The 26,134-nt window shown below is 68.2% G+C and carries 24 protein-coding genes; 14 read left to right on the plus strand and 10 right to left on the minus strand.

Going from position 1 to position 26,134, the window contains the following annotated elements:
• Positions 1 to 120 precede the first annotated feature (120 nt).
• From ASE10_RS11020 to ASE10_RS11040, 5 genes are all read left to right on the plus strand, one after another.
• Entirely contained in the window at positions 121 to 1,359 is a 1,239-nt protein-coding gene (locus ASE10_RS11020; protein ID WP_055909095.1) for an integrase arm-type DNA-binding domain-containing protein, read from the plus strand.
• A gap of 791 nt (positions 1,360 to 2,150) precedes the next feature.
• The gene (locus ASE10_RS11025; protein ID WP_056304913.1) at positions 2,151 to 3,920 is read left to right on the plus strand and encodes a sensor domain-containing diguanylate cyclase; all 1,770 of its coding nucleotides are present in this window, start codon (positions 2,151 to 2,153) and stop codon (positions 3,918 to 3,920) included.
• A gap of 295 nt (positions 3,921 to 4,215) precedes the next feature.
• Positions 4,216 to 5,139 carry an arginase gene (gene rocF, locus ASE10_RS11030; RefSeq protein WP_055909077.1) on the plus strand — a complete coding sequence of 308 codons (924 nt, stop codon included), beginning with the start codon at positions 4,216 to 4,218 and terminating at the stop codon, positions 5,137 to 5,139.
• A gap of 154 nt (positions 5,140 to 5,293) precedes the next feature.
• Complete coding sequence (locus ASE10_RS11035) at positions 5,294 to 5,443, plus strand: entericidin A/B family lipoprotein (RefSeq protein ID WP_055909076.1); 150 nt, start codon at positions 5,294 to 5,296, stop codon at positions 5,441 to 5,443.
• A 258-nt stretch (positions 5,444 to 5,701) separates the two neighbouring features.
• A complete protein-coding gene (locus tag ASE10_RS11040) occupies positions 5,702 to 5,902 on the plus strand; it encodes a CsbD family protein (RefSeq protein WP_055909073.1) in 201 nt (66 codons plus the stop codon).
• A gap of 102 nt (positions 5,903 to 6,004) precedes the next feature.
• On the opposite strand, the gene ASE10_RS11045 is transcribed toward ASE10_RS11040, so the two are convergent.
• Positions 6,005 to 6,820, minus strand: a complete 816-nt coding sequence (locus ASE10_RS11045) for a hypothetical protein (protein WP_055909057.1) — start codon at positions 6,818 to 6,820, stop codon at positions 6,005 to 6,007.
• Between the two features lie 177 nt (positions 6,821 to 6,997).
• Here ASE10_RS11045 and ASE10_RS11050 point away from each other — a divergent pair, with 177 nt between their 5' ends.
• From ASE10_RS11050 to ASE10_RS11065, 4 genes are all read left to right on the plus strand, one after another.
• Positions 6,998 to 8,323, plus strand: a complete 1,326-nt coding sequence (locus ASE10_RS11050) for a tryptophan--tRNA ligase (RefSeq protein ID WP_055909052.1) — start codon at positions 6,998 to 7,000, stop codon at positions 8,321 to 8,323.
• A 137-nt stretch (positions 8,324 to 8,460) separates the two neighbouring features.
• On the plus strand, positions 8,461 to 9,423 hold the full coding sequence (locus tag ASE10_RS11055; RefSeq protein ID WP_056304915.1) for an MBL fold metallo-hydrolase: 963 nt from the start codon (positions 8,461 to 8,463) through the stop codon (positions 9,421 to 9,423).
• A gap of 107 nt (positions 9,424 to 9,530) precedes the next feature.
• Positions 9,531 to 10,634 carry a sensor domain-containing diguanylate cyclase gene (locus ASE10_RS11060; protein ID WP_055909045.1) on the plus strand — a complete coding sequence of 368 codons (1,104 nt, stop codon included), beginning with the start codon at positions 9,531 to 9,533 and terminating at the stop codon, positions 10,632 to 10,634.
• Between the two features lie 137 nt (positions 10,635 to 10,771).
• Positions 10,772 to 11,056 (plus strand): DUF4242 domain-containing protein, encoded by a 285-nt coding sequence (locus tag ASE10_RS11065; RefSeq protein WP_055909042.1) that lies wholly within the window; start codon positions 10,772 to 10,774, stop codon positions 11,054 to 11,056.
• 123 nt (positions 11,057 to 11,179) lie between these two features.
• Here ASE10_RS11065 and ASE10_RS11070 read toward each other — a convergent pair whose 3' ends face one another.
• The 8 genes from ASE10_RS11070 to ASE10_RS11105 all read right to left on the minus strand — a co-directional run bounded on the left by ASE10_RS11070 (position 11,180) and on the right by ASE10_RS11105 (position 19,928).
• Positions 11,180 to 11,563, minus strand: coding sequence for a VOC family protein (locus ASE10_RS11070; protein ID WP_055909039.1), 384 nt, complete (start codon positions 11,561 to 11,563; stop codon positions 11,180 to 11,182).
• Positions 11,560 to 11,943 (minus strand): VOC family protein, encoded by a 384-nt coding sequence (locus tag ASE10_RS11075; RefSeq protein ID WP_055909034.1) that lies wholly within the window; start codon positions 11,941 to 11,943, stop codon positions 11,560 to 11,562. Before ASE10_RS11075 ends, ASE10_RS11070 begins: the two co-directional genes overlap by 4 nt.
• A 49-nt stretch (positions 11,944 to 11,992) precedes the next feature.
• Positions 11,993 to 13,348 (minus strand): dihydrolipoamide acetyltransferase family protein, encoded by a 1,356-nt coding sequence (locus tag ASE10_RS11080; protein ID WP_055909030.1) that lies wholly within the window; start codon positions 13,346 to 13,348, stop codon positions 11,993 to 11,995.
• Between the two features lie 60 nt (positions 13,349 to 13,408).
• On the minus strand, positions 13,409 to 13,792 hold the full coding sequence (locus ASE10_RS11085) for a cupin domain-containing protein (RefSeq protein WP_055909028.1): 384 nt from the start codon (positions 13,790 to 13,792) through the stop codon (positions 13,409 to 13,411).
• Positions 13,789 to 14,142, minus strand: coding sequence for an SH3 domain-containing protein (locus tag ASE10_RS11090; RefSeq protein ID WP_055909026.1), 354 nt, complete (start codon positions 14,140 to 14,142; stop codon positions 13,789 to 13,791). Before ASE10_RS11090 ends, ASE10_RS11085 begins: the two co-directional genes overlap by 4 nt.
• 10 nt (positions 14,143 to 14,152) lie before the next feature.
• Complete coding sequence (locus ASE10_RS11095; RefSeq protein ID WP_055909021.1) at positions 14,153 to 15,184, minus strand: alpha-ketoacid dehydrogenase subunit beta; 1,032 nt, start codon at positions 15,182 to 15,184, stop codon at positions 14,153 to 14,155.
• The gene (gene pdhA / locus ASE10_RS11100; RefSeq protein WP_055909019.1) at positions 15,181 to 16,254 is read right to left on the minus strand and encodes a pyruvate dehydrogenase (acetyl-transferring) E1 component subunit alpha; all 1,074 of its coding nucleotides are present in this window, start codon (positions 16,252 to 16,254) and stop codon (positions 15,181 to 15,183) included. The genes ASE10_RS11095 and pdhA overlap by 4 nt, the downstream gene beginning before the upstream one ends.
• A 455-nt stretch (positions 16,255 to 16,709) precedes the next feature.
• Positions 16,710 to 19,928 (minus strand): lamin tail domain-containing protein, encoded by a 3,219-nt coding sequence (locus ASE10_RS11105; RefSeq protein WP_055909016.1) that lies wholly within the window; start codon positions 19,926 to 19,928, stop codon positions 16,710 to 16,712.
• 193 nt (positions 19,929 to 20,121) lie between these two features.
• Between ASE10_RS11105 and ASE10_RS11110 the strand changes: the two genes are divergently transcribed.
• The 5 genes from ASE10_RS11110 to ASE10_RS11130 all read left to right on the plus strand — a co-directional run bounded on the left by ASE10_RS11110 (position 20,122) and on the right by ASE10_RS11130 (position 25,471).
• A complete protein-coding gene (locus ASE10_RS11110; RefSeq protein WP_055909012.1) occupies positions 20,122 to 20,997 on the plus strand; it encodes a tryptophan 2,3-dioxygenase family protein in 876 nt (291 codons plus the stop codon).
• The gene (locus ASE10_RS11115; RefSeq protein WP_055909007.1) at positions 20,994 to 21,410 is read left to right on the plus strand and encodes an NUDIX domain-containing protein; all 417 of its coding nucleotides are present in this window, start codon (positions 20,994 to 20,996) and stop codon (positions 21,408 to 21,410) included. The genes ASE10_RS11110 and ASE10_RS11115 overlap by 4 nt, the downstream gene beginning before the upstream one ends.
• Positions 21,411 to 21,751: 341 nt before the next feature.
• Entirely contained in the window at positions 21,752 to 23,287 is a 1,536-nt protein-coding gene (locus ASE10_RS11120) for an oligopeptide:H+ symporter (protein ID WP_055909005.1), read from the plus strand.
• An 85-nt stretch (positions 23,288 to 23,372) separates the two neighbouring features.
• Entirely contained in the window at positions 23,373 to 24,851 is a 1,479-nt protein-coding gene (locus ASE10_RS11125; RefSeq protein WP_055908992.1) for a peptide MFS transporter, read from the plus strand.
• A 152-nt stretch (positions 24,852 to 25,003) separates the two neighbouring features.
• A complete protein-coding gene (locus ASE10_RS11130; protein ID WP_055908990.1) occupies positions 25,004 to 25,471 on the plus strand; it encodes a DUF6265 family protein in 468 nt (155 codons plus the stop codon).
• A 146-nt stretch (positions 25,472 to 25,617) separates the two neighbouring features.
• On the opposite strand, the gene ASE10_RS11135 is transcribed toward ASE10_RS11130, so the two are convergent.
• Positions 25,618 to 26,100 (minus strand): MarR family transcriptional regulator, encoded by a 483-nt coding sequence (locus ASE10_RS11135; RefSeq protein WP_055908987.1) that lies wholly within the window; start codon positions 26,098 to 26,100, stop codon positions 25,618 to 25,620.
• Positions 26,101 to 26,134: the final 34 nt, after the last annotated feature.

A 26,134-nucleotide genomic window follows, 5' to 3' on the forward strand; every position in this document is an offset into this window, starting at 1 on the left:
AAATCGCGGGGTTTTTTGTTTCAGAACGTCCCGAGTGGTCCCATTGCAGCCGGTGAGGCGCGGGGGTAACGTTGGGGGTAACAGGCCCCCGTGGGGGTAAAAGGGGCGGGGATAACGGAAATGGCGGCGAACACAGGAACGCTGACCGCTGCGGCGATCAAGGCAAGCAAGCCTGGGAAGTTGTTTGACGGCGGCGGCTTGTTCCTGCTGACCAAGGAGAGCGGCGCGCGCTACTGGCAAATGAAGTACCGCCACGGCGGCAAGGAGCGGCTGCTTTCATTCGGTGTTTACCCCGAGGTATCGCTGGCCGAGGCGCGGCGGAAGCGCGATGCAGCGCGCGAGGTGATCCGTGATGGCAAGGATCCGGGTGCCTTGAAGCGGGCGAACAAGGTTGCGGCTCGCGTCGCAGCCGCCAACAGCTTTCTGGCGGTCGCAGACGCATGGATGGCGACTCAGAAGAGGAAACTTGCTCCCGCCACGTTCGCGAAGTCGCAATGGCTACTCGACCAAGTGCTGCCGTGGCTGGGATCTCGACCCGTTGCTGAGATTGAGCCCCCTGAGCTATTGGCCGCGCTCAAGCGCATCGAAGCCCGAGGCGCGCACGAAACCGCGCACCGGACCAAGGAGAAATGCGGGCAGGTGTTCCGTTACGCCATCGCCCATGGGTTGGCTAAGCGTGACCCGTCCGCCGACCTACGCGGAGCACTGGCCCCCATTGTGCGCACATCGCGCGCTGCTATTACGGACCCGAGCAAAGTCGGCGCCCTCCTGCGGGCGTTGGACGGCTACGGCGGCCAGCATGTCACCCGCTGTGCACTACGGATTGCGCCTCTGCTGTTCGTGCGCCCCGGCGAACTGCGGGCGATGGAGTGGGCCGAGTTGGACCTAGACGCCGCGCAATGGCGAATCCCGGCGCAACGGATGAAGATGAGGGAGGAGCACGTGGTCCCGCTTTCGTCGCAAGCCCTGGCAATCCTGCAGGAGCTGAAACCCTTGACCGGACGGGGGCGCTACGTGTTTCCCAGTCTGCGCACCGCGACGGCTCCAATGAGCGAAAACACGGTCAATGCCGCGCTGCGCTCCCTGGGGTATGACAAGGCCACCATGACTGGCCACGGCTTCCGCGCGATGGCTAGCACGCGCTTAAACGAGCTTGGCTGGCTGCCGGACGTGATCGAGCGCCAGCTAGCCCATGCGGAGCGAAACAAGGTCCGCGCCGCCTACAACCGCGCCCAATACATGGCCGAGCGCGTGAAGATGATGCAGGCGTGGGCCGACTACTTGGACCTGCTGCGGGTCGGTGCGAAAGTGATTCCGATCAATCGAGCGGCGGCGGGAACCCAGAAACCTTCCCGTTAGCGGGAAGGGTTAGCGCGAGACACTACGGTCACTTACCGGACAACCTGCGTGGATCCGGACAGGGTGGGTTTTAGTGAAAAACCCGGCCATCGAAAATTCTTCAGCGAGCAACGGACATGGAATCGGACGAGCAACGGTACGAGCGAGGTCTGGAGATGCGCTTGCGTGACCCGCAACTTGCGAAGCTAGCTGCATCGGGCGCGCTCGCCGCTGTGGTTGCAATGCTGCAAGACAAGAGAAGGGTTAAGCCGTTTGAGATAGAGCGACTGCCACTTGATAGCTGGATCGTCGGCGCGGTTGCCTCGTCTTTGGCTGAGCCCGATATCGCAGAAACAATGACGAACAGCGAGAGGCGACGCATCGCAAAAGAGATCGTTGACAGCGCGAGCAAGCTTTCAGCCGGCGTTGGCTCGGCTTTGCGGTGCCGACTGCCGCACCATAGGCGATCCCATGGATATCCCGCCGCGTCAGTGGGCATGAGAACCTCGCGACCTGCGGGGTTTTTTTATGGCCGAGCGCTGAGGCGTCTCATGGCGCCCGATGCCGCCTTATCGCTGCGGCGATGCAGAACCCGGCGACCATGCATCGTCCATTCGACGGCGAAGGCCACCATTGGGAGGAGATCGCCCCATCTCGCAGCAAGGGCGAAAACAGCGATCGTGCGGCTCTCCGGGGCTTTCACCTGCCATCACACGCCTCAAGGCTAGGGTAACCGGCAGCTCTCCGGATGAGAGGTCGGCGTGAACAGTTTCTTGGCGTCGCCGCAGCGGCCCTGGATCGACCGAACGGCCATGGCGCTACTGGTCGGGATCACGGCTTGGTTGTCGCTCACGCTGGCGCGCGGCCCCGGAGAGCTGGCCGCGATCTGGATAGGCAACGGCATCTTCACCGGCTGGCTGTTGGCCAGGCCCACTTCGATATGGCGGGGCTACGTCCTGCAGGGATTGGCGGCCGATATCGTCGCGCAGCTCGTCGCCGGCTATTCGGTGCTGCATGCCGCGTCGATGGGAATCAGCGATCTCATCGAAGTGCTCATCGTCGCCGGCGTCGTCAGGCGTCTGGTGCCCGACGTCGGCGATCCGAAGCGCTGGATCAGTCTGGGCGGTATCGCCATCGCCAGCACGCTCGTAGCCTGCGCCGTGTCCGGCCTGCTGGGAGCGTCGATCACCTCGGCCGTACACGGCAATTCGCTGGCGATGAACTTCATCAGCTGGTTCGCCGCGCATGTCGTGGGCATGGTGATCGTCGCGACGTCCACCTTGGTGGTGCTTCGCGAAGGCCTCGATTTCGCCGGCGCGCCCGGCCGGCGCTGGGCCTTTCTGGTCAGCATGCTGCTGCTGGCCGGAGTCAGCGTCGCCGTCTTCAATTCCCGCTATCCCGTGCTGTTCATGGCCTATCCGCCGCTGCTGCTGGGGGCGTTCCGGCATCGTTTCGCGGGCGTGGCCGCGGGCGTGATCCTGCTCGCGATCGTGGGCAGCGTCGCCACGACCATGGGCCGCGGGCCGCTCTGGCTGGTGCAGGACATCGGCGCCACGGGACGTATCGCGCTGCTGCAGCTCTATATCGCAGGCGGCTGTCTGATGACCATTCCCGTCGCCTTGGCCATGGCCGAGCGCAAGCGCCTGACCGCCCGCGTCCGCGAGAGCGAGCACCGCTATCGCATGCTCGCCGACTATTCTCACGATGTGATCGTGCGCATGCGCGCCGATGGCGAGCGGCTCTACGTATCGCCTTCGGCCAAGGACATTCTGGGCTGGTCGCCCGACGAAATGCTCGGTTCGCGCTGGGACCTCGTCCACCCGGACGATCGCGACCGCCAGAAGAGCGCCATGGCGGAGGTCATCGCATCGGGCCAGGCCAAGACCGCGATCTATCGCGTGCGTCACAAGGACGGGCACTACGTCTGGGTCGAGGCGGTCACCCGGCCGATTCCCAGCGCGGACCGGGCCGGTGAGCTGGACATCATCTATGCCGGCCGCGATGTGACCCGGCGTGTCGTCGCCGAGCGGGCGCTGGAGGAAAGCCGACTGGAACTGGAGCGTCTGGCCCGGGTCGACACGCTCACGGACGTGGCGAATCGGCGTCAGTTCGACGAGTACCTCTCGCTCACGCTGAAGAAGATGAGGCGCCAGGGATTTCCGGTCGCATTGATGTACCTCGACGTCGACCATTTCAAGCGTGTCAACGACAACCATGGCCATGCCGCCGGGGATGAGATCCTGCGCGTATTCGCGCGACGGCTGCTTGGCAGCGTGCGCAGTACCGATCTGGTGGCGCGCCTGGGCGGCGACGAGTTCGCGGTCGTCATCGAGGACGCGATGCTGCCGGAAGCGGCCGAGGTCATCGCGCGAAAGTTGATCAAGGCGATGCAGGTCCCGATAGCGGTCGACGACCAGCGCCTGGCTGTCACGACCAGCGTCGGGATCGCGTATTCGAGCGCGCCGATCGACGTTGCGGCATTGATGTCCGCGGCGGATTCGGCGCTATACGAGGCCAAGAAGGCGGGACGCAACACGTATCGCGTGCAAGCCATCGTCGATCCTTCGTCGTTGTGCGACTAGTCGGCCCGAAACCGGAGTCTGCGTACCGGATGCCGGTGCCAGCCGCCGACCGGCCGGCACCGTTTGGATCCAGAAACGACCGCTGCGGCATATCCCTGGCCGGCGCCGGCGATGGCCAGACCAGCTCCTGGATCGCGATGGCAGGCCGGGATATCGCGGAAGGATTAGAATGCGGGCATCGTCGGCGGCCGCAGCGGCCCTGTTGCGGCGATCGCGCGGTGCCGCGGGCATCGTCCGCGTTCACCTATCGATGCCGCGCGCTCGTCCGTCAGCCAGCGCGGCCAGAGGATTCTCTATGAGTCGTACCTATCCCCCGGTTTCCTTGATCGGCGCGCCCACCGATGTCGGCGCCGGGCACCGCGGCGCACGGCTGGGGCCGGAAGCCCTGCGCATCGCCGGTCTCGGCGAGGCCCTGGTCAAGCGCGGCGTCGACGTGGTGGACCGCGGCAACCTCGACGGTCCGCGCAATCCCTGGCAGAAGCCGGTCGAGGGCTACCGCCATCTGCCCGAAGTGGTGGCCTGGAACCGGTTGGTGATGGACGCGGTCGCGGCGGAACTGCGCGACGGGCGCATGCCGATCCTGCTCGGTGGCGATCACTGCCTGGGTCTGGGTTCGATCACCGCCGTCGCGCGCCACTGCCGCGAAACCGGCAAGCAGCTGCGCGTGCTGTGGCTGGATGCGCACGCCGACTTCAACACCAGCCAGGTCACGCCCTCGGGCAACGTCCATGGCATGCCGGTCGCCTGTTTGTGCGGCATCGGTCCGGAGGCCCTGACCACGCTGGGCGGCGAGGCGCCGGCGATGCGCGCCGAGGACATCCGCCAGATCGGCATCCGCTCGGTCGATCCGGGCGAGAAGCAGCTGATCAAGGAACACGGCCTGGACGTGTACGACATGCGCTACATCGACGAGATCGGCATGAAGCGGGTGATGGAGGAGGCGCTGGAAGGCATCGACGACAACACCCATCTGCATGTCAGTTTCGACGTGGATTTCCTCGACCCCAGCATCGCTCCGGGCGTGGGCACCACGGTGCCGGGCGGTCCGAATTATCGCGAAGCCCAGCTGGTGATGGAGATGATCGCCGACAGCGGCCGCCTGGCCTCGCTGGACATCGTCGAGCTCAACCCGGTGCTGGACAAGCGCAACCGCACCGCGAAGCTGTCGGTGGACCTGGTCGAGAGCTTGTTCGGCAAATCGACGCTGATGCGCGACTGAACGCGACCGGCCAATGGATGAACCGCGGCGGGTGGAAAACAGGCGATTCCACACCGGCTTCACGTCGTCTCAAGTCTCATTTCATCAAGGTCGCGCCGCTGGACAACGCGTCCGAACGGGTTGCCGACCGGTTCTACCGACCAAGGAGAATTCAATGAAGCGTCTGACTGCCCTGTTGCTGCTCGCCCTGTTTTCGATGGGCATCCTGACCGCCTGCAACACCGTTGCCGGCGCCGGCAAGGACGTGCAGAAAGCCGGCGAAAAGGTCGAGCAAAAGGCCGAGGAAGTGCGCGACGGCAAGTAATCGCGCCGCGGTTTTCGCGAATCGGAAAGGCCGGAGCGATCCGGCCTTTCTCTTTTATTTCGCCTTCTCCCTTCGCGCCGTTTCGTCGCGCGCATTCATCCGGGGCCGCGCCCGCAGCTGAAGCGTTCATCGCGTTCACCGACATCAAGGCACGCATAACGCAATCGCGACCTTGCGCGAATGTCGTTCTTGCGATGCTGCGCAAACGATGCCGACAACAGGCATCGTCACCCCCAAAACGAGATCGAGGACTGACTCATGAACAAAGACATCATCGCGGGCAAGTGGACTCAGCTGAAGGGCCAGGCCCAGGCTAAGTGGGGCGATCTCACCGATGACGTATTCGACGTGGCGCAGGGCGATTCCAAATACCTCGCCGGCAAGCTGCAGGAGCGTTACGGCTGGGAGCGCGATCGCGCCGAGAAGGAAGTGCGCGACTTCGAGAAGACCTTGAACTGACGATCTCGACCGACTAAGCCGGCTGTAGCGCCGATCACGGCGCGCAGGCGGCAGGACCACCGATGAATGGGCCGGGTGCGAACCCGGCCCATTCGTTTGCGTTCACCAGCGCGGCGGGTCGGCGACGAAGCCGCTCGGGAACGCGCGCGGTTCGTCGTTGCGGTAGCCCGGATAACGCGGATAGCGAGGCAGCACGCCACGCGCGACCAGGGTGTCGTAATCGTCGTAGCGCAACTGGCTGACCTGGGACGGCGAGCGCGAGGCGCGCACGAAACCGGTCTGCGATACCGGCGACCATTCGCGCATGCCGTGACCGGTGCCGATCGATTGCGTGGCCATCGCGTCGCTGACCGCTTCGGCCGCAGCCGGTGCGGAAGACTTGGCGGCGCCGTCGTTGCCGGCGCGCTGGCGGCGCTCGAGTTCGCGCTCGCCGCGTGCGATCGGCGCCGGGTAGTCGTAGCGGTAGACCGGACGCGCTTCCTGGAACACCGCCACACCGATCACGCCGACGTTGTCGGGCCGACCGGTGCGCGCGGCGTAGCTGTCGGGCAGGTCGGTGAACACGAATTGGGCGACGTCTTCCAGCGACTTGCGCCAGCCGTTGATCTCGGTGCTCTGCCAGGGCTCCAGCACGTAGCCGGCCTGCGAGGGATGCGCGTCCTGGCCGGTCACGGCGTTGACGCCGTCGATCGACAGCACCACCAGCACGCGCTGATCGCTGGTGTTGGTCAGGCGCACGGCGTAGCGGTGGCCGGGAGCGCCGGCGATCCACTGCTGGCCGCGGTGCGGGTAGGCGGGCAGCCAGTCGCCCGAGTCGCGATCGATCACGGACACGTCGACCAGGGGGCGCGCGGACAGCGGCGCGCAGGCGGTGGCGGCGATCAGGGCGCCGACCAGCAAGACGAGGGAGCGGAACATGGCGGGTTCTCCGGTGTGGGCACTGCTGCGAACGCGCCGGCGTCGGGCGTGGGGTTAAGCGGCGGCACACGCGGCTGGCGCGTTGGCGGCCACTCAGGTTCGCGGCCCCGGCCGGGCCGGCCGCGGCGGCCGAATTCAGCGGGTAAACTGGGCGGCCATGCTCCATCCTGGCCCGCAATGACCCCGACCCGCGTCCTGACCGGCATCACCACGTCCGGCACCCCCCATCTCGGAAACTACGTCGGCGCGATCCGGCCGGCGGTGGCCGCCAGCCGCACGCCGGGCGTGGAAAGCTTCTATTTCCTCGCCGACCTGCACGCGCTGATCAAGGTGCAGGAACCCGAACGGGTGCAGCGCTCGACGCTGGAGATCGCCGCGTCCTGGCTGGCCTGCGGGCTGGAGCCGGACAAGGTCTGGTTCTATCGCCAGAGCGAGATCGTCGAGATCCCCGAGTTGGCCTGGTTCCTGACCTGCGTCGCCGGCAAGGGCATTCTCAACCGCGCCCACGCCTACAAGGCCGCGGTCGACCGCAACCGCGCCGAAGGCGAGGACGACGACGCCGCGATCAACGCCGGCTTGTTCATGTACCCGGTGCTGATGGCCGCCGACATCCTGGTGTTCAACGCGCACAAGGTGCCGGTGGGCCGCGACCAGGTTCAGCACATCGAGATGGCGCGCGACTTCGCCCAGCGCTTCAATCATCTGTACGGCGAGCATTTCGTGCTGCCGGAAGCGGCGATCGAGGAGCACGTGGCGACCTTGCCGGGTCTGGACGGCCGCAAGATGAGCAAGAGCTACGACAACACCATTCCGCTGTTCGCGCCGCGCGAGACGCTGAAGAAGCTGATCTATTCCATCGTCACCGATTCGCGCGCGCCCGGCGAGCCCAAGGACGCCGACGCGTCCAACGTGTTCCAGCTGTACCAGGCCTTCGCCAGCGGCGCCGAGACCGAGCGGATGCGCGCGGCGTTCGCCGACGGCATCGCCTGGGGCGAGGCCAAGCAGGCGCTGTTCGAACGCATCGACGCCGAAGTCGCGCCGCTGCGCGAAAAGTACGAGGCGCTGATCGCCAAGCCGGCCGAGATCGAGGCCATCCTGCGCGACGGCGCGCAGCGCGTGCGCGCGACCCACGGCGTGCCGTTCATGCAGACCCTGCGTGCGGCGGTCGGCTTGCGCGATCTGTCGCAGGTGGTCGCGGGCGCGGCCAAGAAGACCGCCAAGAGCACGGCGCCGACCTTCAAGCAGTACCGTGAGAGCGACGGCAAGTTCTACTTCAAGCTGGTCGATGGCGACCGCGTGCTGCTGCAGAGCGTCGGGCACGAGTCGGCGCGCACCGCCGGCCAGTTGATCGGACGTCTCAAGCAGGAAGGCGGCGCTGCCTTGCATGGCGCTGAAGCCGCGGCGGTGCATGCGGGCGAGGACTTGATCGGGCACCTGCACGAAGGCGTGGAGTTGGCCGAGGTGATCGAGGCGTTGGCGCAGTTCGCGGTCGAGGAAGGCTGAGGCGTATTCGGCACTCTCCCGCAGGCGGGAAAGGGCTGAGGCCGTGCATGCGCGAGCGCGTGCGACGCGCCGGCGTCGTCGCCAATCGCGGGTGGGCGGCCTAGACTGGGCGCTCCACCGCTAGCGGACCTGCGCCCATGACCGACGGCATCGTCATCATCGACACCGGCTTCCATCGCCCGGCCTTCGATGCCGCCTATCTGATCGTCGAGCAGGGCCGCGGTGCCTTCGTCGATTGCGGCACCCAGCATTCGGTGCCGGCGCTGCTCGCCGCGCTGGCGGCGCAGGGGCTGGCGCCCGAGGACGTCGACTGGCTGATCCTGACCCACGTCCACCTCGACCATGCCGGCGGCGCCGGTGCGCTGATGCGGCGGCTGCCGAACGCGCGCCTGGCCGTGCATCCGCGCGGCGCGCCGCACATGATCGATCCTTCGCGTCTGGTCGCCGGCGCCACCGCGGTCTACGGCGCGGAGGAAATCGCGCGCAGCTACGGCGAGATCCTGCCGGTCGCGGCCGAGCGTGTCGTCATGGCCGGCGACGGTCATGTCATCGATCTGGCCGGTCGCCCGCTGCTGTGCGTGGACACGCCCGGGCACGCCCGCCATCACCTGTGCCTGTGGGACGAGCGCAGCCGCAGCTGGTTCACCGGCGATACCTTCGGCCTGTCCTATCGCGAGTTCGACAGTGCGCGCGGCGCGTTGGCGATTCCGACCAGCACGCCGGTGCAGTTCGAACCCGAAGCGCTGCAGGCTTCGATCCGCAAGCTGCTCGCGCGCGAACCGCAGACCATGCGGCTCACCCACTACGGCCCGGTCGGCGACGTCGCCCGGCTCGCCGACGATCTGTTGGCGCAGATCGATGCGATGGTTGCGCTGGCGCGCGCGGCCGACGGCCACGCCGACCGCCACGCGCGCCTGGTCGCCTCGCTGGGCGAGCTGTACGTCGCGCGCGCGGCCGCACATGGCAGCGCGATGGACGCCGGGCAGGTACGGGCGTTGCTGGCGGTGGACATCGAGCTCAATGCCCAGGGTCTGGAGGTCTGGCTGGACCGGGCGTCGGCGCCCCGATTGACTCGATCGGGCGCGGGTTCAGTTGCCTGAACGACTCCTGGCTTAACCGGGGTATTACCGGCCCGGCAGCTGTGAGGGCGGTCACAAGACGGCGTTTCCCGGGACGGTAGCCTGCAAGGGTCTCCCCGGTACCCCCCATGTCCCTTGCCCGCCTACGCGCCGTTCCGGCGCCCGCCGACGAGGCTCAGCGCCAGGACGCGCTCGACGCCTACGCGGTGGTAGACACCGTTTCCGAACAGGCCTACGACGATCTCGTGCGCCTGGCGGCGACGCTGTGCGACGCGCCGGCGGCGGCGATCTCGTTGATCGATCGCGACCGCCAGTGGTTCAAGGCGCGGGTCGGACTGGACCAGTCGCAGACGCCGCGCGCGTTGGCGATCTGCGATCACGCGATCCGCACCCCGGGCCAGACCTTGATCGTGCGCGACGTCGCCGACGATCCGCGCTTCAGCACCCGCGTGGTCAGCATCGAAGGCCGTCCACTGCGCTTCTACGCCGGCGTACCGCTGATGAGCCCCGACGGCCACGCGCTGGGTACGATCTGCGTGCTCGACAGCCAGCCGCGCGAATTGCGTCCGGCCCAGCGCGACGGCCTGGAAGTGCTGGCGCGCCAGACCCAGCACCTGCTCGAACTGCGCCGTTACGCGCTGGAGCAGCGGCGCCTGCTCAACGAGCGCGAAGCCTTCGCGCGCCGGCTCGAGGACGCGCAGGCCGATCTGCAGCGTCGCCACGACGAGCTGCAGTACAGCGCCAGTCACGACGCGCTGACCGGCCTGCTCAATCGAGCGGCGCTGGCGCAGTTGCGCGACAGCCCGCAAGCGATACGCCGCCTGGAAAGCGCGCCTTATGCTTTGCTGCTGCTCGACGTCGATCACTTCAAGCTGGTCAACGACCGTTACGGCCATCTGCTCGGCGATCGTGCCCTGCGCGCGGTGGCCGACGCGGTCGCGTCCTCGGTGCGCCAAGGCGACATCGCCGTGCGCTACGGCGGCGAGGAGTTCCTGATCGTGCTGCCCGACACGCGCCTGGCGCAGTCCTTCGAAATCGCCGAGCGCATCCGCGAACGGGTGGCGCGCTCGTCGCTGCCGTTCGCGCTGTCGGTGTCGGTGGGCCTGGCCGCGGGCGAGCCCGGCCGCGATACGCCCGAGCGCGTGTTCGATCGCGCCGATCAGGCCCTGTACCGGGCCAAGAACCTGGGTCGCGACCGCGTGGTCGCCGACGACACCCCGCAGCGCGAATAGCGCTTGCCGGCCCGCGGGGGCAGGAGCAGACTGCGTTTGCGCACAGGCGCAGGCGGCGGCAGGCGGAGCCGGGCCGCGATCGCAGTCCGCGTAGCCGGACAAGGGACGTCGAGCACGCGCTTCTCCGAGGGCGTGTCATGCCCAGATACATCATCGAACGCGACCTGGTCGGCGCCGGCGCGCTCAGCGGCGCCGAGCTGCAAGCGATCGCGCGTAAATCCTGCGAGGTGCTGGATGGCCTGGGGCCGAAAGTGCAGTGGCAGGAGTCGTTCGTGACCGACGACAAGATCTACTGCGTCTACATCGCGCCCGACGAGGCCAGCATCCGCCGCCATGGCGAACTCGGCGGTTTTCCGGTCACGCGCGTGGCGCAGGTGAAAAACGTGATCGGTCCGACCACGGCGGAGAGCGCGGCGGCTTGAACGCGCCGCGGTTTGCAAACGCTGTGGTTTGCAAACGCCGTGGTTTGAAGGTGCCGTGGTTGAAGCGGCGCGATCCAGGCTCGCTGCCGGCGCGCGCCGGCGGGGCGGGTGCGGCCGATGCGATCAGTCCCAGACCTTGGGCGGGGCGCCGCGTTCGGGGTGCTTCATGCGCACCACGCAGAAGCGGTGGCCGGTCGGCGCTTCCATCACCCACCAGCGTTTGACGAACTTGATCTTCTTCGCGCCCAACCGCTCCAGGCGCGCGGCCTCGGCGTCGATGTCGTCGGACTCGATGTCCAGGTGCACGCGCGAGGCGTGGTTCACCTTCTGCACTTCCACCTGCAACTCGCCCGGTGCGTTGCGCAGCTCGACGTAGCTGGCGCCGTCGTCGTCGTAGCCGTCGCCCAGCGGCAGGCCGAGCGCGTTGCTCCAGAAACCGGCGGCGCGATCGACGTCGCCGGTCTCGCAATCGATGATGAAACCGGCCAGGCGGCTGCGGTGGGTCATGGAGTGGCCTCGTCGTGGGCGGAGATCGGCTGCCCGAACTGGAGCAGGTAGCCGTTGTTGTCGTAGACGGCGAACTCGCGCATGCCGTAGCCGAAGACCGCGATCGGATAACACACGCGCGCGGTGTCCTGGAGCCTGCGCCACCAGCCGTCGACATCGTCGGTACGCAGGTAGAGCGAGCCGGTGAACGCGGGCGCGGTATCGCCTTCGTGCGCGTTGAGGCCGCTGAGCATCAGTTCGATGCCGTCGCGCGCGAGCGCGGCCCAGCCCTCGGCGGCGCCGCCGCCCTGGCGTTGGAAGCCCAGGACGTCGGTGTAGAACGCGATCGATGCGGGCAGGTCGGGCGTGCGCAGCATCGGCGTCAGCGCGAGCAGGCTCACGACGCGCCGTGCTCGCGCGCGTGCGTGGCCGGTGCTCGCGCCGATGCGATCAAGCCGGGCGCGCCAGATCGTCCAGCATCGCCTTGAGGAAACGCGCGGCTTCGCCGCCCGTGCAGGCGCGGTGGTCGAAGGTCAGCGACAGCGGAATCACCTTGTGCGATTCGAAGCCGCCCATCACCGGGGTCATCTGGTGACGGCCCTTGCCTGCGGCGACGATGGCCACGGTCGGCGGCACGATCACCGGGGTCGCGTAGCGGCCGGCGAACATGCCGAAGTTGGACAGCGAGATCGTGTAGCCGCTGAGTTCCGAGGCCGGAATGCTGCGGTCCTCGACCTGCGCGCGCAGGCGGTTGACCGCTTCGCGCACGCCGCGGGCGTCGAGCACGTCGGCGTTGCGCAGCGCCGGCACGAACAGGCCGTCGTCGGTGTCCACCGCGATGCCGATGTCGACGTGCGGGTGCAGGGTGCGGGTGAGCTGGTCGCCGTCGAACCAGGCGTTGAGCGCGGGCACGGTCTTGCAGGCGGTCACGATGGCGCGCACCAGGCGGCCGGTGATGTCGTTGCCCGGCGCCCAGGCGTGGATGTCGGCGTCGTCGCTGAGCGTGGTCGGTACGACCTTGGCGTGGGCGTCGGCCATCACCCGCGCCATGTTGCGGCGCACGCCCTTGAGCTGTTCCGGCTGACCGCTGACGCTGACGCCCGGCGGCTGGGTGCGCATCGGCCGGCCGCTGGCCGACAGTGCGCTGCGTGCGGGCGCGGCGACCGGTGCGGGTGCGGCGGCCGCGGCGCGATCGGCGGCGCGCGGCGCCGGTGCGGCGCCTGCGGCCGCGCTGCCGTCGGCGGCGGCGCGCTTGACGTCGTCGCTGGTGACCACGCCCTCGGCGCCGGTCGCGCGCACGCGCGCCAGGTCGACGCCGAGCTTGCGCGCCAGTGCGCGTACCGCCGGCATGGCTTTGACTCCGCCGACCGCGACCGCCTGTTCGCTGCGCACTGCGTCGGAGGACTGCATCGCCCCGACCACGGTACCGCTGTCGGCGCGTTCGCCCTCGGCGGCTTTGGCCGGAGCGGCCTCGGCCTGCGGCGCGGGCGCGGCCGGCGCGGCGTGACCGCCGCCGTGGTGATGACCGGTGTCCTGGCCGTCGGCGCGTTGCGGCTGGTTGGGATCGAGTTCGAATTCGGCCAGCATGGTACCGGTGACGACGATATCGCCGGCGGCACCGGCCAGCTTGAGCACCTTGCCCGAGACCGGCGAAGGCACCTCGACCACGGCCTTGGCGGTTTCCATCGACACCAGGGTGTCGTCGAGGCGGATCGTATCGCCGACCTTCACCGCCCATTCGACGATGGTCGCGTCGGGCAGGCCTTCGCCGAGGTCGGGGAGCAGGAAGGTTTTCGTGTCGGTCATGGTTCGATCGTCTCGTTGGTTATGCGGTCGCCGCCGGCCCGGGCCGGCGGTAGATAAGGTTCAGACCCACACGTCGTTCTGCGCGGTCAGCTCGCCGCCGGCCTGGCCGGTGTTGACCACGCCGCGCGGCTCGATGATCAGGGCATGGCATTCGCGCTCGGCGCGGGTGATGTGCTCGACGCCGCGCGGGACCACGTACATCTCGCCTTCGCCCAAATCCACGTCGCGATCGCGGAAGCCGATCTGCATGCGCCCATGCACAACCATGAACACCTCGTCGGTGTGCTCGTGCGTGTGCCAGATGAATTCGCCCTGCAGCTTGACCAGCTTGAACTGGTAGTCGTTCATCTCGGCGATCACCCGCGGCGACCAGTGCTCGCTGAAGCGGGCGAGCTTGTCGGCCAGATTGATCGCGTCGTGGGCGGGTGGTGCGGATTCGGTCATGGCGAGGGCTCGTCGATGTACTCAAGTGCGCGCGCCGGGATCCAGCCCTGCTCGCCGCGCGCATTCTCGGCCCACCACCATTGCGCGAGCTCGTAGTGCAGGGTCAGCACTTCGTCGGCGGCGGCGGCCAGTTCGCGGGTGTCGTAGTCGCTGAGGGCGGTGGCGGGGCCGTGCTCGCTGTCGAACAAGGCCGCCGGTACCCAGCCGCCCTGGCCTTCGGCCAGCACGGTCCAGACGAACTGCGGCCAGTCGCGGTCGCGGTCGCCCAGGGTCACGCGCTGGCCGCGCTCGATCCGGATCGGCGACCGATCCGGCACGCGGTGGCCGACGACGACGCGGGCGCGGCGCATCGCCCGCGGCTCAGCCCGCCGCCAGCGCGCGCTTGGCCGCGGCGACGATGCGTTCCACGCTGGGCAGGTACTTCATTTCCAGGCGGAACAGCGGGATGTGGGTGTCGTAGCCGGTGACGCGTTCGACCGGCGCGAGCAGGTCGTACATCGACTCCTCGGCCAGGCGCGCGGCGATCTCGGCGCCGAAGCCGGCGGTCTTGGGCGCCTCGTGCACGATCACGCAGCGGCCGGTCTTGCTCACCGATTCGGCGATGGTGGCGAAGTCCAGCGGACGCAGCGTGGCGACGTCGACGACTTCGGCGCTGATGCCCTCGGCGGCGAGCTTGTCGGCGGCTTCCAGCGCTTCCTTGACCTGCGCGCCCCAGCTGACCAGGGTCACGTCGCTGCCGTCGCGCAGCACGTAGCACACGTCCAGCGGCAGCGCTTCGCCGTCGTCGGCGACCACTTCCTTGTACTGGCGGTAGATGCGTTTGGGCTCCATGAAGATCACCGGATCCGGGTCGCGGATCGCGGCCAGCAACAGGCCGTAGGCGCGCGCCGGCGAGGACGGCATGACCACGCGCAGGCCGGGCACGTTGGTGAAGATGGATTCGTTGGCTTCGCTGTGGTGTTCCGGCGCGCGGATGCCGCCGCCCCACGGCACGCGCAGCACCATCGGGCAATGCAGACGGCCGCGGGTGCGGTAACGGAAGCGCGCGGCGTGGCAGATGATGTGGTCGACCATCGGGTAGACGAAGCCGTCGAACTGCGACTCGGCGACCGGCTTCATGCCCTGCGCGGCCAGGCCGACGGTGAGGCCGGCGATGGTGGTTTCGTCCAGCGGCGTGTCGAGCACGCGCTCGGAACCGAACTGCTGCTGCAAGCCGGCGGTGGCGCGGAACACGCCGCCGTTGACGCCCACGTCCTCGCCCAGCACCAGCACGGTGTCGTCGGCGCGCATTTCGTAGGCCAGGGCCTGGGTGATGGCTTCGATCAGGGTGATCGCGACCGGTGCGGCCACGGCGTCGGCGGTCTCGACCTTCACTTTGGTATCGACGTTCATCGGCGACCCTCCAGGGCCAGCGCGGCCGCACGTTGCGCGAGCAGATCCGGCGGCGGATCGGCGTACAGGTAGTCGAACATCGCCTCGACCGGCTGCACCGGGGTTTCCAGATAGGCGTTGATCTCGATGTCGACCTTCTTGCCGCATTCCTCGGCCCAGGCCTTCTCTTCGTCTTCGCTCCACAGGCCTTGCGCGGTCAGGTAGGCGCGCAGGCGCGGCACCGGGTCGCGGGTCCAGGCTTCTTTGACTTCGGCTTCGCCGCGGTAACGGCGGGCGTCGTCGGCGGTGGTGTGGTCGTGCAGGCGGTAGGTCATGAACTCGATCACGCTGCCGCCTTCGCCGTTGCGCGCGCGCTCGGCGGCGCGGCGCATGCCTTCCATCACCGCGATCAGGTCGTTGCCGTCGACCTGCAGGCAGTGCAGGCCGCCGGCGATGCCCTTCTGGGCCAGGGTCTTGGCGCCGGTCTGGGCCGAACGCGGCACCGAGATCGCCCAGCCGTTGTTGATCACGCACAGGATCAGCGGCAGCTGGTAGGCACCGGCCGAATTCAGCGCGGCGTAGAAGTCGGTCTTGGACGAACCGCCGTCGCCGCAGCAGGCCACGGCCAGGTTGTTTTCCTTGCGCAGCTTGAACGCGAGCGCGGCGCCGGCGGCGTGCAGGCACTGGGTCGAGATCGGCACGCACCAGGAGAAGTCTTTCCTGGGGCCGGAGAAGTCGTTGCCGCGCTCGTCGCCGCCCCAGTACAGCAGCACTTCGCGCGGCAGCACGCCGCGCATGAACTGCGCGCCGTACTCGCGATAGCTCGGCGCGAACACGTCGTCGGGCAGCATCGAGGCGCCGATGCCGACGTGGGTGGCCTCGTGGCCCAGGCAGGCGGCGTAGGTGCCGAGCTTGCCGGTGCGTTGCAGGGCGATCGCCTTGGTGTCGAACACGCGCACGAACAGCATCTGCTTGAACAGCGGCAGCAGCTTGCTGGCGTCGCGGAACGCGGGCGGCAACTCGGCGACGGGCTTGCCGTCGATGCCGAGGTATTGCAGGTATTCGATTTCGAACGTCGCGGCGACGGTCATCGCGGGCAGTCCTGACTTAAGGATGGGGGAGGCCCGAACCGTCCCGCCCGGATCCAGTGCCGGCGCGCAGACCGTTCAGACTGGCTGGGTCCGAGGCGGCGGTGTGCGGCTCGCTGCGGACCTGGCGCTGCCGCAGCGGCCCTAGCGGCGGCCGTTGCGTGGTGTGCCAGATGATACCCAAAGGCGTGTTAAGCGCCGTTGCGCGCTGCGGCATGCAAAAAAGTGCGGAAAGGGCTAGGCGGGCGGCGGACGCAGGCGTATGGAGCCGCGGTGCCTCGGGGTAGGAGCGGCGTGAGCCGCGACCCGGAACCGCGCATGCTGGCGATGGTGTCGTCGTAGTCGTATTGCCGCAGTCGCGGCTCACGCCGCTCCTACCCCATGGCGAAGAGGCGGGCGGCGCAAACGAAAAGGGCGCGGCTTGCGCCGCGCCCTTTCGGTCCTACCGGTGTTGCGGATCAGCGGCGGATCTGCACGCTGATCGTGTCGCTGTTGTTGCCGGGGACCGGGTCCGGGGTGTCGGCGCCGATGTTGGCACCAAACTCCAGGGCGCTGCCCACGGCCGGGCGTTCCGGCACGACCACCGCCAGCGCGAACCACTGGGTGCCGCGGCTCATGCTGCCGTTGCGGCTGCACTCGGCGCGGAAACCGGTCGGCACCGAGGTGCGGGCGCAGGTCCAGCCTGCCGGAGCGGCGACCGCCGCGGCCGAGACCGAGACGTTGCCGGTCAGAATCAGCTTGGGCTGGGCCGCGGCGTCCGGACCGGCGTTGCTCACCGGGACCAGGAAGGTCGCGATCGCGCCCTTGCGCACCGGCAGCGCGCCGCCGGCGATCTTCACCGACAGGTCGGCCAGGGTGGTGACGACGACCTCGGCCGAAGCCTGGTTGTCGCCGTTGGCCGGATCCCGGGTCTGCGACTGCGCCGCCACCGCCACGCGCAGCGGGGTGCCGCTGGGCAGGGCCGGGACGACCACGTTCAGCGAGAACGAGGCCGAAGCCTGCGAAGCCAGGCTGGCGGTGGTGCAGGTGACGGTGGTGGTGGTCGCATCCTGCACCGGCGCGGCGCAGGTCCAGCCGGCCGGTGCGGTCGCGACCGGCGCCACCAGGGCGTCGAACACGAAGGCCACGGCGGCGGCGTCGGCGGCGTTCGGACCGGCGTTGAACACGCTGGCGGTGTAGGTCGCGGTCTGGCCGGCGCGGACGCTGGCCGGGCTGGCGGCGGCGGTCACCGCCAGATCGGCGCTGCGGAAGCCGGGCACGCTCAGGACCAGGCGCACCGGGTCGTGGTCGGACACGCGCAGCGGCTGGCTGGCGTCGCCGAAGCGGAACACGCCGAAGTCGGCGTTGATGCGGGCGTGGTCGACCGACAGGCCGACGTTGTCCATCACCAGCGCTTCGTTGACCAGCACGTGGTCCAGGGTCTGCGCGTTGCCTTCGAACACGTACGAGTAGCGCTGGGCCGGATCGGCGATCAGCTGCGAGCCGTCGACGAAGATCGATGTCAGCGGGCTGTCGACGTAGGTCAGGACCTGGTCTTCGGCGGCTTCCTCGCCCTTGATGATGCCCAGGACATCGGTGTAGCCGTCGTTGAACTCGAACGCGTTGAAGTCGCCGACCAGCACGATCTTCTCGTTCGGGTTGGTCTGCTGCAGCTGCTCGATCAGGCCGGCCAGGTAGGCCGCCTGCGCACCGCGCTTGGCGCGCACGCGCGCGCCCTCGCTGGACCAGCCGTTGCCGCCGGAGGCGACATCGTCGATGCCGTTGAGCGAGCGCAGATGGTTGGCGATCACCGTGATCGGGTAGGACGCGCCGTTGTCCTGGTGCACGATCGCGCGCAGCAGCAGCGGCGGGCGGTCGTTGAGCAGGGCGGTGCTGCCGTTCGGGTTGGCGAAGGTCGCGTCCTTGCCGTACTGCACCACTTCGACGACCTCGACGCGCGGCTGGCCGGCGCCGTTGTCGCGCGCGGCGACCAGGAAGCCGACGTTGATGCCGCCCGGATCGTTGCCCGACACCAGGTAGGGCACGTAGCCCGGAGCGCTGGGGCAGTTGGCGTTGATGCGGTCGGCGAGGCGGCCGAGGATGCTGACGTTCTCGACCTCGACCACGCCGAGGATGTCCGGCGTCTTCAGGTACTGGCAGATCGCGGCCGAGGTCTTGCCCAGGCGCTTCTCCACCGCTTCGGGCTTCAGGGTCGGCGCGCCGTTGCTCTCGGCGATTTCGTCGAAGAAGCGCAGCAGGTTGAAGCCGCCGATGGTGATGTCTTCGTAACCGGCGTCGGCCACCGCTTCGGGCTGCTTGCCGCCGGCGGAAGTCGGCGGGGTCGCGGTGTCGGGCAGCAGCGCCCAGGTGCCGGCGAAGTAGTCGAGCACGCCCACCAGGCCGGAGATGGCGGCCTGGCCGTCGACCGACAGCGGCAGGGCGCCGATCTGGCCGCGGCTGCGCACCATCAGGCGCTCGGGGTTGGTATCGAAGCGCGGCGGGTTCTTGCCGGGCGGGATCGGGATCGTGTCCATGATGCCGATGCCGGGCTCGCGGAACGGCACCGCCACTTCCGGCAGACGCACGTAGAACACGCCGTCGCTGAAGGAGTTGGCGTCGTCCTCGTCGATGCTGCCGTCGCTGCCGGAGACTGCGACCGACTGGGCCACGCTCACCCGCATCGCTTCCAGGCGTTCGAGCGTGCCGGGAGTGGCGTTGGCGCCGAGCTCGGCCGAGGTCAGTTCGACCGCGGCGGGCACGGCGACACCGGTTTCCAGCAACTCCACCGTCGGCGAGACCAGTTCGGTGATGCTGAGCTGGTTCGGGTTGGACGGCGGGGTGAACTCGTCGACCTTGGCGGTCACGCGCACGCGGTTGCCCACGGCGGCGCTGGCCGGCGGCGCGGCGCCGGTGAACACGAACACCGCTTCGGAGGTGGCCGGGTTGCCGTCGTCGTTGGCGCTTTGCAGGAAGAAGCCGTTGTTGAACTTGCGCGCGGTGACGATGCCCTCGGTGACCACGAGCTTGTCGTCATGCGGCGACAGCAGGCCGTCGCCCTGGATCTGGGCGATGGTCAGCGCGACCGGCGGCTCCGGCGGTTCCGGCGGCGCGGTACCGGTGTTGCGCGGCGTCGGCGCACCGGTGCTGAAGTCGGCGCTGTTGTTGCCGGTGTCGGTGGCGCCGTCGTTCTTGCGCAGCGCCGCGGTGCTATTGGTCAGCGTCGCGGTCGGCGCGGTTTCCGAGCAGGTGGCGGCGGTGCCGTAACCGACGAAGTCGATCACGGTGGCGCCGCCGACCGGGCAGGCGCCGCTCAGCGAGATGTTGTTGTTGACCAGCGCGACCTTGCCGGCGGTGCCGGCCATCGCCAGCGTGCCGGTCGCGTCGGGCGTGGGCAGATCGACGGTGCCGCCGGCGCCGTCGGCCTGCTTGATCAGGTAGTAGCCGCCGGCGGGAATCGTGCCGGTCAGCGCGGTGCGCGCCCAGCTGGTGCCGGCGGAGGATGCGTATTGCACGCTCCATCCGCTCAGATCGACCGGCGTGGCGCCGTTGTTGCGCAATTCGATGAAGTCGCTTTTCAGCGTGGCGCCGGAATTGCCGCCCCCGCCGTAGACCTGACTGATCACGACCTGCGCCTGGGCGCCGCCGGAAATCAGGAACGCTAAAGCCACGGCCGCGCAGCGGCCTAAGAACTTGTCCATGTTTTTCCCCGTTGGATACCGCCCGCCCAAAGATTCCCCAGGAGTGCTCCCCTGACGCGGGCAGGCAAGATTGTGCCTCAATCGTCACAAATCGGCATTTCAAGCGCATGACGGCATACCATACGGTGATGGGGGTTGACCGTCCGGATGGCGTGCCCTGCGGTACGCTTTGCGCCCCCAAGCGAGAACCGCGATGACCGTCGAAAAGAACCAGCGCGAACTGGAGACCGGGATCCACACCGATCTGCAGGGACGGATCACCTATGCGGGCTACCTGCAGCTGGACCGGCTGCTGTCGGCGCAGCACGGCCGTGCCGACCCGCCGCATCACGACGAATTGCTGTTCATCATCCAGCACCAGGTCTCGGAGCTGTGGATGAAGCTGATCATCCACGAGCTCAGCGCGGCGCTGGAACACCTGCGCAACGATCAGGTCTGGCAGTGCCAGAAGGTGCTCGCGCGCTGCAAGCAGGTGCTGCGTCAGCTGACCGAGCAGTGGTCGGTGCTGGAGACGCTGACGCCGTCGGAATACATGGGCTTCCGCGACACCCTGGGGCCGTCGTCGGGCTTCCAGTCGCTGCAGTACCGCACCATCGAGTTCATGCTGGGCAACAAGAACGAAGGCATGCTGCGGGTGTTCGCGCACGACCCCAATGCCCAGGCCGAACTCGAGCGCGCGCTGTCCGCGCCCAGCCTGTACGACGAATTCCTGATGTACCTGGCGCGCTTCGGCCATGCGATTCCGGCCTCGCACCTGCAACGCGACTGGCGCCAGCCGCATGTCGCCGATCCGGCGCTGCAGCCGGTGTTCGAGCGCATCTACGAAAACACCGACGTGTACTGGCGCGAGTACGCGCTGTGCGAGGACCTGGTCGACGTCGAGACCCAGTTCCAGCTGTGGCGCTTCCGCCACATGCGCACGGTGCTGCGCATCATCGGCTTCAAGCGCGGCACCGGCGGTTCCAGCGGCGTGGGCTTCCTCAAGCAGGCCCTGGAACTGACCTTCTTTCCGGAGCTGTTCGAAGTGCGTACCAGCATCGGCCCCAGCGGCGCATCGACCCCGCCGTGAGCGCGCGGGTGCACGAGTGCGTCGGCGCATTCCTGGTCTGCGGCGGCCGCGTGCTGCTGGGCCGGCGCACCGCCGATCGCGAACTGCTGGCCGGGGCCTGGGACGTGTTCGGCGGCCACGTCGAGGCCGGCGAGAGCGAACTGGACGCGCTCACCCGCGAACTGGACGAGGAAGTGGGCATCCGTCCGACCCGCCTGCGGCGCCTGGAGACCATCGAAGGCGCGCAACCGGCGCCGTGGCGGCTGCACCTGTACGTGGTCACCGCCTGGCAGGGCGAACCGCACAACCGCCAGACCGACGAACACGACGAGGTGCGCTGGTGCGAACGCGACGAGGCCGTGCGCTGCCTCGGCGCGGCCCATCCCGCGTTCGAGCGTCTGCTGGGCGAGGCTCTGGCCGCGGCGCCGGCCTGATTCGTTTGGGAGCTTGGGCGGACGATTCCGGCGCAACGGCGGGTTCGCGGGCATTCCCCGGGCCGGGCTCCAGGCAGGCCGGTTAGCGGGCGTTGCCAAGTCGCCGGTCGACTCCGAGCGCCCTTGCCGCCACCGACCGGCAAGCCCAGCGGAGGGATTGGGCAAAACCGGGGCCTATTCACGCATTTGCGCGTGGCACCAGGAGTGTGTTGCTGCGCTGCAGCAATACTCGCGCGCCTTCACAAAGGTTTGACGGGACCGGCGACAGCCGGTAAATCTCCCCGATCCCGTGCCGCCGGCAAGGGCAATCTCATTCAGTTTCGACACACGGGGGACACCGCATGAGCGGAGCCGCAACGACGCCGGGCGAAGTGCCCATTCCGGAATTCAAGCAGGTCCTCGGGCATCCCAAGCCCCTGTGGATGCTGTTCATGTCGGAATTCTGGGAGCGCTTCGCGTTCTACGGCATCCGCTGGGCGATGGTGCTGTACATCGTCGCGCAGTTCCACGGCGGCGACGCCGGCTTCGAAAAGCCCGCCAACGAGCTCTACGGCGCCTACCTGGCGCTGGTCTACGCCTCGGCGATCTTCGGCGGCTACATCGCCGACAAGCTGATCGGCTACCAGCGCTCGATCCTGCTCGGCGCGACGATCATGGCGACCGGCCTGTTCCTGCTGGCCTCGCCGACCGAAGCGATGTTCAAGCTCGGCCTGGCCACGATCATCGTCGGCAACGGCCTGTTCAAGCCGATCATCTCGACCATGGTCGGCAAGCTCTATCTGCAGGGCGACGAGCGCCGCGATTCGGGCTTCACCATCTTCTACATGGGCATCAACCTGGGCGCGTTCCTGGCCCCGTTGCTGACCCAGTACCTGGCTCAGAAGGTGTTCGGCGTCAACGGCATGCCGGCCTACAAGGTGGTGTTCATCGCATCGGGCGTCGGCATGCTGTTCAGCCTGGTGTGGTTCTGGTTCGGCCGCGCCCAGCTCAAGGGCATCGGCCGGCCGCCGGCCGACAAGACCAGCGTTACCCGCAGCCTGCTGGTTCTGGCCGGCGCCGTGCTGATCGCGATTCCGGTGTTCTACTTCCTGCTCACCATCAACGCGATGGTGCTGCAATACGTTCTGATAGCGCTGCTGATCGTGCCGGCCATCATGCTGGTGGTGGAAGGCATCCGCGAGGGCAAGGTCCCGCGCGACAAGGTGATCGCGATGCTGATCATCCTGACCTTCAACGTGTTCTTCTGGTGCTTCTTCGAGCAGGCCGGCAGCTCGTTCAACTTCCTGGCCGAGAAGATCGTCGATCGCAGCATCGGCTTCGAGAGCCTGTTCATGGCGCTGGCCGGCGACAAGCAATTCCCGGTGTCGTGGTTCCAGAGCGTGAACTCGGTGGCCATCATCACCCTGGCGCCGGTGATCGCCTGGATCTGGGTGCGGATGGGCCGCGCCAATCCGTCGATCCCGCGCAAGTTCGGCCTGGGCCTGATCTTCAATGGCCTGGCCTTCCTGCTGCTGATGTTCGCGCTGGTCAACCTGATCGCGCCGGACACCGGCAAGATCCCGTTCTGGACCCTGTTCGCGGTGTACTGGATCCAGTCGATCGGCGAGCTGTGCCTGTCGCCGATCGGCCTGTCGATGGTGACCAAGCTGGCCCCGGCGCGCCTGACCGGTTTCGCCATGGGCGCCTGGTTCCTGTCAATCTCCATCGGCAACAACCTCGCCGGCATCTTCGCCGGCCAGGCCAGCGGCGAGACCGGCATGACCACGGCCTCGGCGCTGACCGCCTACACCACCGGCTTCTACATCCTGGCCGGCGCGGGCGTGCTGCTGTTCCTGATCGCGCCGCTGATCAACCGGTTGATGCACGGCGTCAAGTAAGCGCAGCCGCCGAGAGCAAGCCCATGCGCGCCACGGCCGGTAGTCCCCGGCCGTGGCGTCGCTGCATCTGGAGTCGAGACACCGAATGAATACCGTCAACCGGAACCCACCGGAATTCCTCGCGCCGCCGCCCGGCGAGCTGGTCGGCCACCCGCGCGCGTTGTGGATGCTGTTCGGCGCCGAAATGTGGGAGCGCTTCGCCTACTACGGCATGCGCGCGCTGCTGGCCGTGTACGTCGCCACCACGTTCTTCAGCCTGTTGCCGGAAGGCGAGGCGCGCGCCCAGGCCAGCCTGACCTACGGCGCCTACACCGCGCTGATCTACGCCACCGGCCTGTTCGGCGGTTTCGTCGCCGACCGTTATCTCGGCTACCGGCCGTCGATCGTGCTCGGCGGCACGATCATGGCGGTGGGCCTGTTCCTGCTGATGATTCCGCAGCTGACCTGGTTCCTGCTGGGCCTGGCGGTGATCGTGGTCGGCAACGGCCTGTTCAAGCCGAACATCTCGGCCATGGTCGGGCGCCTGTACGCGCCCGACGACGCGCGCCGCGATTCGGGCTTCACCATCTTCTACATGGGCATCAACGTCGGCGGCATGCTCGCGCCGATCGTGTGCGGCGCGATCATCGGCAAGTACTACGGCTACCGCTGGGGTTTCTTCACCGCCGGCGTGGGCATGATCTTCGGCCTGATGATGTTCCATTGGCTGCGCGGCCAGCTCGGCCACATCGGCGAATCGCCGGCGCCGCAGCACAATCGCGCACGCGTGTTCAAGGTGCTGCTGGGCTGCATCGCCTCGGTGCCGGTGATCTACCTGATGCTCAGCCGGACCCAGATCGTCGGCTACATCCTGCTGGCGATGATGGTCGGCCTGAGCATCTACTTCGTCGGCGGCAGCCTGCGCAGCGGCGACAAGGTGCAGATGCACCGCTACATCGCCATGCTGCTGCTGTTCCTGGCCAAGATCCTGTTCTGGGGCATGTTCGAGCAGGCCGGCACCTCGCTCAACTTCTTCGCCAAGGACCACGTCGACGCGCCGTTCGACTTCACCTTGTTCCAGTCGGCGAACTCGGTGTTCATCATCGCGCTGGCGCCGCTGTTCGCCTGGGCCTGGCCGCGTCTGGACCAGCGCAACTGGAACCCGTCGGTGCCGCGCAAGTTCGCGCTGGCGCTGCTGCTGGTGGCGGTGGGCTTCACCGTGCTGATCGCCGGCATTTCCTACATGGCCGACGGCAACGGACGCATTCCCTGGGAAATGCTGGTGCTGGCCTACCTGTTCAACACCATGGGCGAGCTGTGCCTGTCGCCGATCGGCCTGTCGATGGTGTCCAAGCTGGCCGCGCCCAAGGACACCGGCATGGCCATGGGCGCCTGGTTCCTGTGCTCGGCGATCGGCAACTACGTCGCCGGCCTGGTCGCGGCGGTGGCCTCGGGCGGCGATCTGGGCGGCCTGGCGCAGTACTCGGCCACCTACACCCACATCGCCTACGCCGGCTTCGGCATGGGCGTGGCCTTCCTGCTGTTCGCACCCTTCATCAACAAGCTGATGCATGGCGTGAAGTAAGCGGCGGATCGGCTGCAGTACGAACGGCGGCTACGGCCGCCGTTCGCGTTTGGGCGGAGCTGGCGCGCGGCGCGTTCGGGCGCAGTCCGTGCCACCATCGAGCCCGAGCTTAAGTGTTTCCACCAGCCAGCCGATCACAGAGAAGGGTGCCCATGAAGATCGCCATACACCTGATGGCCCCGGCGCTGCTGCTGGCCGGGTCGCCGGCGCCGGCCAGTGAGGCGGCCGACCCCGGCCTGGGCTGGATGGCCGGCCACTGGTGCAGCGAGGCCGGCGGCGAGCGCATCGACGAAACCTGGTTGCCGGCCGCGCAAGGCCGTCTCTACGGCGTGTCGCGCACGGTCCGCGCCGGCGAGGTCACCAGCTTCGAGTTCCTGCGTATCGAACCGGTGGACGGCGTGGCGACGTACCTGGCCCAGCCTGGCGGCGGCCCGGCGACCGCGTTCGCACGCAGCGACGGCGGCGCCAACCGGGTCCGCTTCGAGAATCCCGCGCACGATTTCCCGCAAAGCATCGAATACCGCCGCGACGGCGAGCGCCTGCACGCCGAGATCGCCGGGCCGGGGCGCGACGGCAAGCCGCAGCGCATCCCGTTCGAGTACCGGCGCTGCGGGGAGTAAGCGCCGGTCGGGGCGCCAGGTTCGTGCGTCCTGGGTCCTGGGGTTGGGTTTGGCTTGGGGTAGGAGCGGCGTAAGCCGCGACCGCGTCACGGCCGAAGTCGCGCGGTCGCGGCTTACGCCGCTCCTACCCCAAAGCCGGCGAGCGCTCAGTTCGCGACCGGTAGCTCCGCTTCGGCCCGTATCTCCAGCTCGTCCAGCCGATCCAGCAGCCGGAACAGCAACTCGCGCTCGGCCGCGTCCATATCCCCGAGCAGCTTGCGCTCGAAGGCCAGCGCCAGCGGCGCGACCTCGTCGTAGATCTTGTAGCCGTCCGGCGACAGCTGCAGCACCGAGCGCCGGCGGTCGTCGTCGTGGGTTTCGCGGGCCAGGCGGCCGGCCTCGGTCAGGCGGGCCACGGCGCGGCTGACCGCGACCTTGTCCATGGCCGTGCGCTGGGCGACCTCGTTCGCCGACAGCCCCGGATAGCGGCCCAGCACGGCCATTACCCGCCACTCGGTCACGCTCAGGGCGAAGCGTTCCGAGTAGACCCGGGCGATCGCGCTGCTGACCCGGTTGGACAGCACCGAAAGCCGGTAGGGCAGGAAATGCTCGAGGTCGAGTTCGGCATGGCGGGGGCGGGGCTTGTTCATGCTGCGCTGTACCTTGCTTGCATATGGTTTCATG

The organism is Lysobacter sp. Root76 (assembly GCF_001428685.1).
Classification (GTDB): Bacteria; Pseudomonadota; Gammaproteobacteria; order Xanthomonadales; family Xanthomonadaceae; genus Lysobacter.

What these genes read in the sequence shown, in the direction of transcription:
- ASE10_RS11020 (WP_055909095.1), top strand. Translation starts at nt 121, where the DNA reads ATGGCGGCGAACACAGGAACGCTGACCGCTGCGGCGATCAAGGCAAGC.
- ASE10_RS11025 (WP_056304913.1), top strand. Translation starts at nt 2,151, where the DNA reads ATGGCGCTACTGGTCGGGATCACGGCTTGGTTGTCGCTCACGCTGGCG.
- rocF (WP_055909077.1), top strand. Translation starts at nt 4,216, where the DNA reads ATGAGTCGTACCTATCCCCCGGTTTCCTTGATCGGCGCGCCCACCGAT.
- ASE10_RS11035 (WP_055909076.1), top strand. Translation starts at nt 5,294, where the DNA reads ATGAAGCGTCTGACTGCCCTGTTGCTGCTCGCCCTGTTTTCGATGGGC.
- ASE10_RS11040 (WP_055909073.1), top strand. Translation starts at nt 5,702, where the DNA reads ATGAACAAAGACATCATCGCGGGCAAGTGGACTCAGCTGAAGGGCCAG.
- ASE10_RS11045 (WP_055909057.1), bottom strand. Translation starts at nt 6,820, where the DNA reads ATGTTCCGCTCCCTCGTCTTGCTGGTCGGCGCCCTGATCGCCGCCACC.
- ASE10_RS11050 (WP_055909052.1), top strand. Translation starts at nt 6,998, where the DNA reads ATGACCCCGACCCGCGTCCTGACCGGCATCACCACGTCCGGCACCCCC.
- ASE10_RS11055 (WP_056304915.1), top strand. Translation starts at nt 8,461, where the DNA reads ATGACCGACGGCATCGTCATCATCGACACCGGCTTCCATCGCCCGGCC.
- ASE10_RS11060 (WP_055909045.1), top strand. Translation starts at nt 9,531, where the DNA reads ATGTCCCTTGCCCGCCTACGCGCCGTTCCGGCGCCCGCCGACGAGGCT.
- ASE10_RS11065 (WP_055909042.1), top strand. Translation starts at nt 10,772, where the DNA reads ATGCCCAGATACATCATCGAACGCGACCTGGTCGGCGCCGGCGCGCTC.
- ASE10_RS11070 (WP_055909039.1), bottom strand. Translation starts at nt 11,563, where the DNA reads ATGACCCACCGCAGCCGCCTGGCCGGTTTCATCATCGATTGCGAGACC.
- ASE10_RS11080 (WP_055909030.1), bottom strand. Translation starts at nt 13,348, where the DNA reads ATGACCGACACGAAAACCTTCCTGCTCCCCGACCTCGGCGAAGGCCTG.
- ASE10_RS11085 (WP_055909028.1), bottom strand. Translation starts at nt 13,792, where the DNA reads ATGACCGAATCCGCACCACCCGCCCACGACGCGATCAATCTGGCCGAC.
- ASE10_RS11090 (WP_055909026.1), bottom strand. Translation starts at nt 14,142, where the DNA reads ATGCGCCGCGCCCGCGTCGTCGTCGGCCACCGCGTGCCGGATCGGTCG.
- ASE10_RS11095 (WP_055909021.1), bottom strand. Translation starts at nt 15,184, where the DNA reads ATGAACGTCGATACCAAAGTGAAGGTCGAGACCGCCGACGCCGTGGCC.
- pdhA (WP_055909019.1), bottom strand. Translation starts at nt 16,254, where the DNA reads ATGACCGTCGCCGCGACGTTCGAAATCGAATACCTGCAATACCTCGGC.
- ASE10_RS11105 (WP_055909016.1), bottom strand. Translation starts at nt 19,928, where the DNA reads ATGGACAAGTTCTTAGGCCGCTGCGCGGCCGTGGCTTTAGCGTTCCTG.
- ASE10_RS11110 (WP_055909012.1), top strand. Translation starts at nt 20,122, where the DNA reads ATGACCGTCGAAAAGAACCAGCGCGAACTGGAGACCGGGATCCACACC.
- ASE10_RS11120 (WP_055909005.1), top strand. Translation starts at nt 21,752, where the DNA reads ATGAGCGGAGCCGCAACGACGCCGGGCGAAGTGCCCATTCCGGAATTC.
- ASE10_RS11125 (WP_055908992.1), top strand. Translation starts at nt 23,373, where the DNA reads ATGAATACCGTCAACCGGAACCCACCGGAATTCCTCGCGCCGCCGCCC.
- ASE10_RS11130 (WP_055908990.1), top strand. Translation starts at nt 25,004, where the DNA reads ATGAAGATCGCCATACACCTGATGGCCCCGGCGCTGCTGCTGGCCGGG.
- ASE10_RS11135 (WP_055908987.1), bottom strand. Translation starts at nt 26,100, where the DNA reads ATGAACAAGCCCCGCCCCCGCCATGCCGAACTCGACCTCGAGCATTTC.